Here is a 9096-nt window from a genome sequence, read left to right on the forward strand (position 1 = left end):
CAGTGAAGTCGTGGCTCACTCCATGAAGACGCGGATTACGTCTTGGCCCATCGGCAATGTTAACCTATCGAGCTCATGTGCCCTTTCATTCATCGGCACCGCGCATTCCGCGAGGAGCCCCCGTGCAGCCATTGCCGCCTCCCCATCCAAACACTGCCGAGGATCGTCCACGGCGGGTCGGCGTTGAGATCGAATTCGCCGGCCTCATGCCCGATACCGCGGCGCGGCTGGTCGCCGACTGCTTCGGTGGCGATATCGTGCGACAAAGCCCCCATCGCATGCGTGTCGAGGGCACGCCCTGGGGCAAGTTCACCATCGAGCTGGACAGCAAATACGTCCATCCCGACGCAGCGGTCATGAAAGCCAACGGAATGGTACCCGGTCAGGCCCCGTCGGTGGGGCGCGAATGGCGCGTGGAGTTCCATCAACGCTCGCGCGAGTGGCTCGGCGAGATGGTCGCCGGCCTGGTGCCCACCGAGATCGTCTCGCCACCGGTTCCATGGTCGGAACTGGGCGAATTCGACCGGCTCTTCGAAGCCCTGCGGCGGCATGGCGCAGAAGGCACCGATGCCAGCGTCTTCTATGGTTTCGGGCTGCATCTCAATCCCGAAGTCCCCGCCACCGATACGCCGAGCGTCCTCGCGCATCTGCAAGCCTATATCATCCTCGCCGCCTGGCTACGCGATCAGATCCAGGTCGACATCACCCGCGAGATATTGCCGCATACCAATCCCTTCCCCAAGGCCTATGCCTTGAAGGTGCTCGATCCCGATTACGCGCCGACGCAGGCACAATTGATCAGCGATTATCTGCGCGACAACCCAACCCGTAACCGTGAACTCGACATGTGCCCCTTGTTCGCCCATCTCGCGCCCGAGGCCGCGCATCCCTTGCTCCAGGAAAACCTGGTCAAACCGCGCCCTACTTTTCACTTTCGCCTGCCCAATGCCCAGCTCGACACGCTCGACTGGGGCAGCGTCACGGAATGGAACCGCTGGGTAACGGTCGAGCGCCTGGCCGCCGACCCGCACAGCTTGCGCACGCAGATGCAGGCTTATCGCGCCCATCACACGCAATCGACGATGGGGCAATGGCGGGATAAACTGAAACGCTGGGTCGAGAAATGAGTTCACGACCGCTGATCGGCATCACCACCTCGGATAACAAAAGTTTCATGGCGTGGGCATGCGACCGGCTTGCCGTATGGCGTGCCGGCGGTCAACCGGTGCGGCTATCGCCCTCGCGCGAGATTCCCGACGGGCTGGCGGGCTTGATGATCGGCGGTGGCGACGACATCGGCGCTCAGCTCTATGGCGGAGAAATGCGACTCGACGTACGCGTCGACCCGACGCGGGACCAGTTGGAGCTCACGCTGCTCGAGCGCTTTCTGCCCCAGCAGTTGCCCGTACTGGGCATCTGTCGAGGCGCGCAGATCATCAACGTACACTGCGGCGGCACCCTGATCGGCGATATCTATACCACCTACGACCATGTGCGCCGACAGCGAACTGTGCTGCCTCGCAAGCAGGTCGACATCGCCATCGGGAGCCGCTTGCATACCCTGCTCGACGTCTCGCGCTGTCGCGTCAATAGCCTTCATCACCAGGCAGTGGATCGGCTCGGCGAAACCCTTCACGTGGTGGCGCGCGACCGTGACGGCCTGATTCAGGCCATCGAGGCTGCCGAATACCCCTATCTGATCGGCGTACAGTGGCATCCAGAATTCCTCATTTTCAATCGCCCCCAGCAGCGCCTGATTCGTGGCCTCGTCGACGCCGCGCGCACGCATTGATCTCTTTACACGCGATGACCTTCCCACACGAAGACGCCCCGCATGATGGCGGGGCGTCTTCGTACGGCGTTCGTTCACTACTACTCAACGACTCATGAGGCCATGACGGCCAGCCGCCGACCGCGCGGCGCACGCATCAAATAGAGTCCGATGACGATGCCCAACCCGCCCAGCGCGGCGACGTAGACCGCCGGAAACATGGGATGCACGGCCATCAGTATCGACACTACGATCGGCGTGAAACCGCCAAAGATCGCATAGGCGACATTGTACGAGAACGACAGCCCCGTGAAGCGCACCATGGCCGGGAACGACTTGACGGCAACCGTCGGCACCACGCCGACGATCCCCACGGCAAAGCCACATAGTATGTAAAGCGGCGTCAGCCACTCGGGATGCGTGCCGACAGTGATCATCATCGCCCAATAGCTGATCGCCAGCAGCACCCCCCACAACGCGATGGTAGGCCCACTGCCGATACGATCAGCGCTCCAGCCCGAAGCCAGGCAACCGACCACTACACCGAGAATGGCGTAGACATTGGCCAACGAGGCATCCAGCGCGTAACGGGTCTCGAGCAGGCTCGGTGTCATCAGGATCACTACCACGATGGCGGCGGTCAGAATCCAGGTGACGGCCATCGACAGCACGACGCTCGGCAAGTGGTTGCGCAAGATACTCTTGACCGGTAGCTCCTCGGCCAGCGCCTTCTTCTCCTGCATCTCGGCGAACACCGGCGTCTCATGCAACCAGCGGCGCAGGTACACAGCCACCAACCCGAACACGCCACCGATCAGAAACGGAATTCGCCAGGCATACGCAGCTAACTCCGCGTCGCTGTAGGTGGTCTTGATGAACGCCGACATTAGCGAGCCGATGAGAATCCCCGACACCAGGCCTGCAGAAAGCGTGCCGCAGGCGAAGCCCACGTGACGACGCTTGACGTGCTCGGTGACGAACACCCAGGCGCCGGGCACTTCACCGCCCACCGCGGCGCCTTGCAGGATGCGCAGCGTCACCAGCAGCAACGGTGCCGCATAGCCCAAGGTATCGTAAGTCGGCATCACGCCGATCAACAGCGTGGGTAACGCCATCAGGAAGATCGACAGGGTGAACATCTTCTTGCGCCCCAGCAGGTCGCCGAAGTGCGCCATGATGATGCCGCCCAACGGGCGTGCCAAATAGCCGGCGGCGAAGATCCCGAAGGTCTGGATCTGGCGTAGCCATTCGGGCATCTCGGGGGGAAAGAACAACTGCCCCACCACCGTCGCGAAATACACGAAGATGATGAAATCGTAAAACTCCAGTGCACCGCCCAAGGCGGACAGCGACAGCACCTTGACGTCGCGGCGATTCAGCGGGCGCGACGAGGCCGCATCGATCTCTTGCGAAGTAGCCATGATGAATGAGGTCTTCCGTCGAATGATCGTTGATCGTGTTATATGAACATCAGTCCAGCGTCGCGATACCCAAGTAGGGCGGGAGGTACCGACCGACGAGCGTGTAGGAGGCTAACAGATTCGCGGAAAGACTGCATCGACGACGTTGTCAAGCACCAACGACGCCAAGGGAGGAATGCCTATAAAAGGGCCGGCGCAAGGCCGGCCCCGAAGAAGCGATGCCGATCAGCTTTCGAGCGTAGCATCCAGCGTGATCTCGGCATTCAGCACGCGCGAGATCGGGCAACCTTCCTTGGCCTTGTTGGCCGATTCATCGAAGTCCGACTGGTCGATGCCCGGTACCTTGGCGCGGGTAACGAGGTGCACCTTGGTGATCTTGAAGCCGCTGTCGTCCTGATCCAGCGTCACGGTTGCTTCGGTACGTACATCGTCGGGGTCGTGTCCAGCTTCCCCCAGAATCATCGACAGCGCCATCGAATAGCAACTGGCATGGGATGCTGCGATCAATTCCTCAGGGTTGGTCCCTGGCTCGCCTTCGAAGCGCGTGTTGAAACCATAGGGATTGTCCTTGAGCGCACCGCTCTGAGTGGAGACCGTCCCATTGCCGCGCTTGAGACTGCCTTGCCAATGGGCGGAACCGGTTTTCTCGATACTCATTCGTGCCTCCTTTCGTGAGTGGGCGTCATGCCCCTACACCATAGTCCATATGGGTGATGTCGTGGACTTCAAGGGGCCAGTGATTAGTCTCTCGCCCGCACGCGACGACACGCCGACCACTGCTCGGCCAGAGCAGCGCTACCCATTTCACGCAAGGCGGCGACATTATCCTCGGGGATCGACCCCGGCGCGGGATGATTCGCCACGGCGGCCTCGACACTGCGCTCGCGCAGAAGATGCCACATCGGCCAGGGCGAGCGATTGGTATAATTGGCGGGATCGTCGGCCGCGCTGCCCTCGACGTCAGTGTTCTCCAAGACATCGTTCTCAAAGGCGTCGTTCTCAAAGACGTCGTTCTCAAAGACATAGTCGGGATGAAAGCTCGCCAACTGGTAAATCCCCGCATAACCCTCCGCCTCGAGCAGTGACTCAGCGACCCCCAGCAGATCCAGATAATCGTCGAAGTCGGCCAGCCCTTCCGGCAGGATCATCAGCGTGGTCTCGATCGCCGGCTCGGCGTCCAGCCGATGACACTCCTCGATCAAGGCATGCAGAAGATGTTCGGGGTTAGCACCATCCGCCACGACATAACGCAGGCTGTCACGGCGCACCTCGCGACCGGCGAAAGGGCAGACGTCATGCGCCACGACGAAGTTCGCTACCCAGGCGCGGGTCATGGCGATGACATCGGCATCCAGGGGACGCTCGGACATGTGAATCGATCCTGAAACGAGAAAGGGCTGTCAGTATAACGGACTTGTCGTGCTCTCCGTGTCGGCGCACCCTGAAGGCATCCGCATTCATCCATACTATTTCCTCACGCTAGAGAGGCAGTCACATGGCCACGCCTTTTTCTTCCGACACAACACACGCCCCCGAAACACCTGGCGTCACCCTCGCCGCTACCGCCCGGGAATCCGCCGTCACGCTTCCCGCCATCGGCCAGGGAAGCTGGCATATGGGCGAGAACCGCGCCCCGCGTCGCGATGAAGTCCACGCCCTGCAATACGGTCTCGACCTGGGCATGACGCTGATAGACACCGCCGAGATGTACGCCGACGGCGGCGCCGAGGAAATCGTCGGCGAGGCCCTGCGCGGGCGGCGCGACGAGGCCTTCGTGGTCTCCAAGGTCTATCCGTGGAATGCCGGCCGTCACGACGCCGTCGCCGCCTGCGAGCGCAGTCTGAAGCGCTTGGGCACCGATCATCTGGACCTATATCTACTGCACTGGCCCGGCAACGTGCCCTTGGAAGAAACGCTGGAAGCGTTCGAGCATCTGCAGGCCCAGGGCAAGATTCGACGCTACGGCGTCTCCAACTTCGACCTCGATGATATGCACGCCCTGCATGCCGTGCCCGGTGGCGACGCCTGCACTGTCAACCAGGTGCTCTATCATCTCGGCTCGCGCGGCATCGAACACAGCTTGCTGCCCTGGCAGCGCCAACACGGCCTGCCGACCATGGCCTACTGCCCCTTGGCCCAGGGCGGGCAAGAGCTCGACCACCCCGAGGTCCGCGCCATCGCCGACGAGCTCGGCGTCAGCCCCGCTCAGGTACTGCTGGCCTGGGCGACTCGCCCCGCGCCCGCCGGTCAAAGCGACGTCATCGCCATCCCCAAGGCCGTGCAGCCCGCCCACGTCGAAGCCAATGCCGCCGCCATGCAGCTCACGCTGGACAATGCCAGCATCGCGCGGTTGAACGCCGCTTTTCCAGCACCGACGGAACCCGTTACGCTTGATATCGTCTGAAAGTTCGAAGCACTCTGTCTTTCATCGCTTTGGAAGGAGTCCTTATGATAGGCGCAGTATCTCGTACGCAGCCCTCGCAATCGCATTGGCTTCCGGCCTTCGGCCTGGCATTGGGAACGGCTCTGGCCAGCACCCCAATGGCCGTGGCGGCACAGGAAGCCGATACTTCGGAGGAAAGCAATCAAGAGACACCGCACTACGGCGCCGAACTCGAAGGCTTCGACTATCCCTACCCGGTGGAGCGCTTTCGCTTCACGTCCCAACGCCAAGACCTGCAGATGGCCTACCTGGACGTTCCCGCAGAAGACCCCAACGGCCAAACCGTGGTGCTCATGCACGGCAAGAATTTCTGCGCCGCCACCTGGCAGGACTCCATCGAACGTCTGAACGATGCCGGATATCGCGTCATTGCGCCGGACCAGATCGGCTTCTGTAAATCGAGCAAGCCCGAGGCGTATCAGTTCAGCTTCCATCAGTTAGCTGCCAACACCCACGCACTGCTGGAAAATCTAGACGTGGACGATGTCACCGTCATGGGTCACTCCATGGGCGGCATGCTGGCAAGTCGCTACGCGTTGATGTACCCCGACGATACCGAGCAACTGGTACTGGTCAACCCGATCGGGCTAGAAGACTGGAAAGCGATGGGCGTGCCCTATCAATCCATCGACGAGACCTATGCCGCCGAAAAACAGAAGACGGCCGAGGCGATTCGTCAGTACCAGAAATCGACCTACTACGTAGGCGAATGGGAGCCACGCTACGACCGTTGGGTCAATATGCTGGCAGGCATGTATGCCGGCGACGGTGGCGACCGGGTTGCCTGGAACCAGACACTGACGTCCGACATGGTCTTCACCCAGCCCGTGATCCATGAATTCGACAAGATCCAAGTACCGACACTGCTATTGATCGGCGAGCAAGACAACACCGCCATCGGCAAGGGCCGCGCCTCCGACGCGCTCCAGAAGAAACTAGGCGACTATGAAGTGCTCGGCGAACGAGCTGCCGACCGGATTCCCGACGCCGAGTTGGTCGAATTTCCCGATCTCGGTCATTCGCCACACATTCAACAGCCAGAGCGCTTTCACAAAGCCCTTTTCAACGGCCTCGAACGTCTCAACGACACCGACACTTCTACCTAAAGCGATAGCTGCCCGGGCGTCGCGGTCGTACCATGCCGCGACGCCAGCCGATCCGCCAGCCGCGTCGGCTCGGGCAGCTTGGTCTTGCCCAGGCAAGCGTTCGTCCACTCCAGCGCCGTGGCCAGATCCAGCCGGTGTCCCAGTGAGACGATCACCGGCTTGACGTTCTCGCGCGAACGCAGCATCGCGCCGATAATGACGCGTCCCTCAGCATCGATCTCGACGTCAGCGGGGTCCTCGGCGCGGCGGCGGTCGGTGAGCGGCGTCCATTCACCGCGCGTGGCCGGTACATCGCCGTGACGACCGCAAAGCACCTTCTTCGCCACACCGATCGTCGGCAGATCGAGCCACAAGCCCAGGTGCGAGGCCACGCCGAGACGCCGTGGATGGGCAATCCCCTGGCCATCGACCATGACCAGGTCGGGACGCTCCGTCAGCCGCGCAAAGGCGGCCAGGGCGGCGGGAATCTCGCGAAACGACAATAGCCCCGGAATATACGGCATGCGTGTCGGCTCGCGGTGTACCACCGACTCGCGCAGCGTCAACGACGGCCATTCGAGCACCACGACCGCCGCTCGCGTCGTCTCGCCGCCATCCTCGAAGCCGATATCCACGCCAGCGATGCAGGTCACCGCATCTGGCTTTCCCTGCCTGATAACGCGCGGCGCCAGGCGACGCTGCAGTGCCACGGCCTCCTCGGGGGTCAGCGTCCAGGCATGCAGGTCTTCATGATGTGTCATACCGCCTCCTTGTCCTTGTTCCTTCCTTCCCTCCTTGCCACTGGCCCCATTGGGCCACCCTCCTGCAACCGGTAAACTGAAGGACCGGTATAGGAGATCTGCGTGAAACTCATCCACACAGCGGACTGGCATCTCGGTCAGACCTTCCACGGGCAAGAGCGCCACACCGAGCAACGCGCGTTCCTCGACTGGCTGTTGGCGACCCTCGAAACGCGACGCCCGGACGCCCTGCTCATCGCAGGCGATATCTTCGATGTCGTCAATCCATCGTTGCGCGCCCAGGAGATGCTCTACGACTTCATCGTCGAGGCGCATCAGCGTTTGCCGCAACTGACGATCGTCATGATCGCCGGCAACCACGACAGCGGCAACCGTATCGAATTGCCCGCGCCGCTGATGCAGCGCCTCAATACCCACGCCCTGGGCCGGGTGAGTTGGCTCGACGACGGACGACTCGACGCCGAGCGCCTGCTGGTACCGTTGACAGATGCCGACGGCGAGATTCGCGCCTGGTGCCTGGCGCTACCCTTCCTGCGTCCCGCCGAGGTCACCGGCGGTTCAGCGCCGAGCGGCGACGAGACCGACGACGCCTCACGCAATACCTATGTCGCGGGCATTACGCACGTTCACCAACAGCTCATCGACGCAGCGCGCGAACATCGCACGCCCGGTCAGGCCCTCATTGCCATGAGTCATGCTCACTTGCATGGTGCCGCCGTCTCCGAGGCCAGCGAGCGGCCCATCGTCATCGGCGGCGAGGAATCGATTCCGGCCTCATTGTTCCCCGCCGATATCGCCTATGTCGCGCTGGGTCACCTGCATCGTGCCCAACAAGTCGGCGAGGAGAGAATTCGTTACAGCGGCAGTCCATTGCCGCTGGATTTCAGCGAGGTGACCTATCCCCATCAGGTCGTCGACGTCACGCTCGACGGCGAAGCCTTGCGCGATGTCGAGAGCCTGGCGGTCCCGCGTCCGGTGGCCATGCATCGCCTCGGCCCGGCACCACTCGACGACGTGCTCGCCGAGCTGGAGGCCCTGGCGGATACGCCCGAGCTAGCGACAGATCAGACGCGGGATCTCCCTAGAGAACGCTGGCCCTGGCTGGAGATACGCGTCGAACTAGACGCCCCGATGCCCGATTTACGCGCCCGAGTAGACGCAGCGCTCGACGGCAAACAACTGCGACTGCTGCGTCTGGAGCGTCGCCTACCAAGGGTTGCCGCCGAGGACGCGCCCGCTCGCATCGACCTGGCAGCGCTCGGTCCGCGCAAGCTGTTCGAGCGTACCTGGCAAGCGCGCTGGGGCGAGCCACCCGCCGACGACGTGCTCGCCGACTTCGACCGGCTACGTCAGGACGTGCTCGACGATGAGGAGACATCGACATGAAGATCCTCGCCCTGCGCCTGGCCAACCTGGCCTCGATTCCCGGCCCGCTGGAACTCGACTTCACCGCCGCGCCGCTCGCGGGGGCCGGCCTGTTCGCCATCACCGGCCCCACCGGCGCCGGCAAGAGCACGCTGCTCGATGCCTTGTGTCTGGCACTCTACGGCAGCACGCCCCGGTTGCGCCAGGCGCCCGGTCAGAATGCCCCGCTGCCCGACGTGGGCGACGCCAC

10 protein-coding genes are annotated in these 9096 nt (G+C 62.6%); 6 read left to right on the plus strand and 4 right to left on the minus strand.

The genetic code is table 11. The features are described 5' to 3' along the window. Positions 1 to 122: 122 nt before the first annotated feature. Together OP495_RS15345 and OP495_RS15350 are read left to right on the plus strand one after the other, a co-directional pair. Positions 123 to 1127, plus strand: a complete 1005-nt coding sequence (locus OP495_RS15345) for an amidoligase family protein (protein WP_280561689.1) — start codon at positions 123 to 125, stop codon at positions 1125 to 1127. Next, the gene (locus tag OP495_RS15350; RefSeq protein WP_280561690.1) at positions 1124 to 1792 is read left to right on the plus strand and encodes a type 1 glutamine amidotransferase; all 669 of its coding nucleotides are present in this window, start codon (positions 1124 to 1126) and stop codon (positions 1790 to 1792) included. Before OP495_RS15345 ends, OP495_RS15350 begins: the two co-directional genes overlap by 4 nt. A 92-nt stretch (positions 1793 to 1884) precedes the next feature. Here OP495_RS15350 and OP495_RS15355 read toward each other — a convergent pair whose 3' ends face one another. From OP495_RS15355 to OP495_RS15365, 3 genes are all read right to left on the minus strand, one after another. Beyond that, complete coding sequence (locus tag OP495_RS15355) at positions 1885 to 3192, minus strand: MFS transporter (protein WP_280570540.1); 1308 nt, start codon at positions 3190 to 3192, stop codon at positions 1885 to 1887. Between the two features lie 225 nt (positions 3193 to 3417). Continuing rightward, positions 3418 to 3849 carry an OsmC family protein gene (locus OP495_RS15360; protein ID WP_280561693.1) on the minus strand — a complete coding sequence of 144 codons (432 nt, stop codon included), beginning with the start codon at positions 3847 to 3849 and terminating at the stop codon, positions 3418 to 3420. Between the two features lie 83 nt (positions 3850 to 3932). Further along, positions 3933 to 4562, minus strand: coding sequence for a DUF1415 domain-containing protein (locus OP495_RS15365; protein ID WP_280570541.1), 630 nt, complete (start codon positions 4560 to 4562; stop codon positions 3933 to 3935). Positions 4563 to 4687: 125 nt separating this feature from the next. Here OP495_RS15365 and OP495_RS15370 point away from each other — a divergent pair, with 125 nt between their 5' ends. Then, positions 4688 to 5596, plus strand: coding sequence for an aldo/keto reductase (locus OP495_RS15370; RefSeq protein ID WP_280570543.1), 909 nt, complete (start codon positions 4688 to 4690; stop codon positions 5594 to 5596). A 44-nt stretch (positions 5597 to 5640) separates the two neighbouring features. Continuing rightward, positions 5641 to 6741 carry an alpha/beta hydrolase gene (locus OP495_RS15375; RefSeq protein WP_280570545.1) on the plus strand — a complete coding sequence of 367 codons (1101 nt, stop codon included), beginning with the start codon at positions 5641 to 5643 and terminating at the stop codon, positions 6739 to 6741. On the opposite strand, the gene nfi is transcribed toward OP495_RS15375, so the two are convergent. Further along, on the minus strand, positions 6738 to 7481 hold the full coding sequence (nfi, locus tag OP495_RS15380; RefSeq protein ID WP_280570546.1) for a deoxyribonuclease V: 744 nt from the start codon (positions 7479 to 7481) through the stop codon (positions 6738 to 6740). The two genes, OP495_RS15375 and nfi, sit on opposite strands and share 4 nt — an antisense overlap. A gap of 102 nt (positions 7482 to 7583) precedes the next feature. Here nfi and OP495_RS15385 point away from each other — a divergent pair, with 102 nt between their 5' ends. Both OP495_RS15385 and OP495_RS15390 read left to right on the plus strand, forming a co-directional pair. Further along, a complete protein-coding gene (locus tag OP495_RS15385; protein WP_280570547.1) occupies positions 7584 to 8867 on the plus strand; it encodes an exonuclease SbcCD subunit D C-terminal domain-containing protein in 1284 nt (427 codons plus the stop codon). Next, positions 8864 to 9096: AAA family ATPase (locus OP495_RS15390; protein ID WP_280570548.1), on the plus strand; the 233-nt coding region annotated here is incomplete at its 3' end. The genes OP495_RS15385 and OP495_RS15390, both read left to right, overlap by 4 nt.

Origin of the sequence: Chromohalobacter sp. 296-RDG (assembly GCF_029889885.1) — a bacterium.
In the GTDB taxonomy this organism is placed as follows: domain Bacteria; phylum Pseudomonadota; class Gammaproteobacteria; order Pseudomonadales; family Halomonadaceae; genus Chromohalobacter.

Excerpts from the sequence above, each read along its gene's own strand:
- OP495_RS15350 (WP_280561690.1), top strand. The coding sequence starts at position 1,124 with ATGAGTTCACGACCGCTGATCGGCATCACCACCTCGGATAACAAAAGT.
- OP495_RS15355 (WP_280570540.1), bottom strand. The coding sequence starts at position 3,192 with ATGGCTACTTCGCAAGAGATCGATGCGGCCTCGTCGCGCCCGCTGAAT.
- OP495_RS15360 (WP_280561693.1), bottom strand. The coding sequence starts at position 3,849 with ATGAGTATCGAGAAAACCGGTTCCGCCCATTGGCAAGGCAGTCTCAAG.
- OP495_RS15365 (WP_280570541.1), bottom strand. The coding sequence starts at position 4,562 with ATGTCCGAGCGTCCCCTGGATGCCGATGTCATCGCCATGACCCGCGCC.
- OP495_RS15370 (WP_280570543.1), top strand. The coding sequence starts at position 4,688 with ATGGCCACGCCTTTTTCTTCCGACACAACACACGCCCCCGAAACACCT.
- OP495_RS15375 (WP_280570545.1), top strand. The coding sequence starts at position 5,641 with ATGATAGGCGCAGTATCTCGTACGCAGCCCTCGCAATCGCATTGGCTT.
- nfi (WP_280570546.1), bottom strand. The coding sequence starts at position 7,481 with ATGACACATCATGAAGACCTGCATGCCTGGACGCTGACCCCCGAGGAG.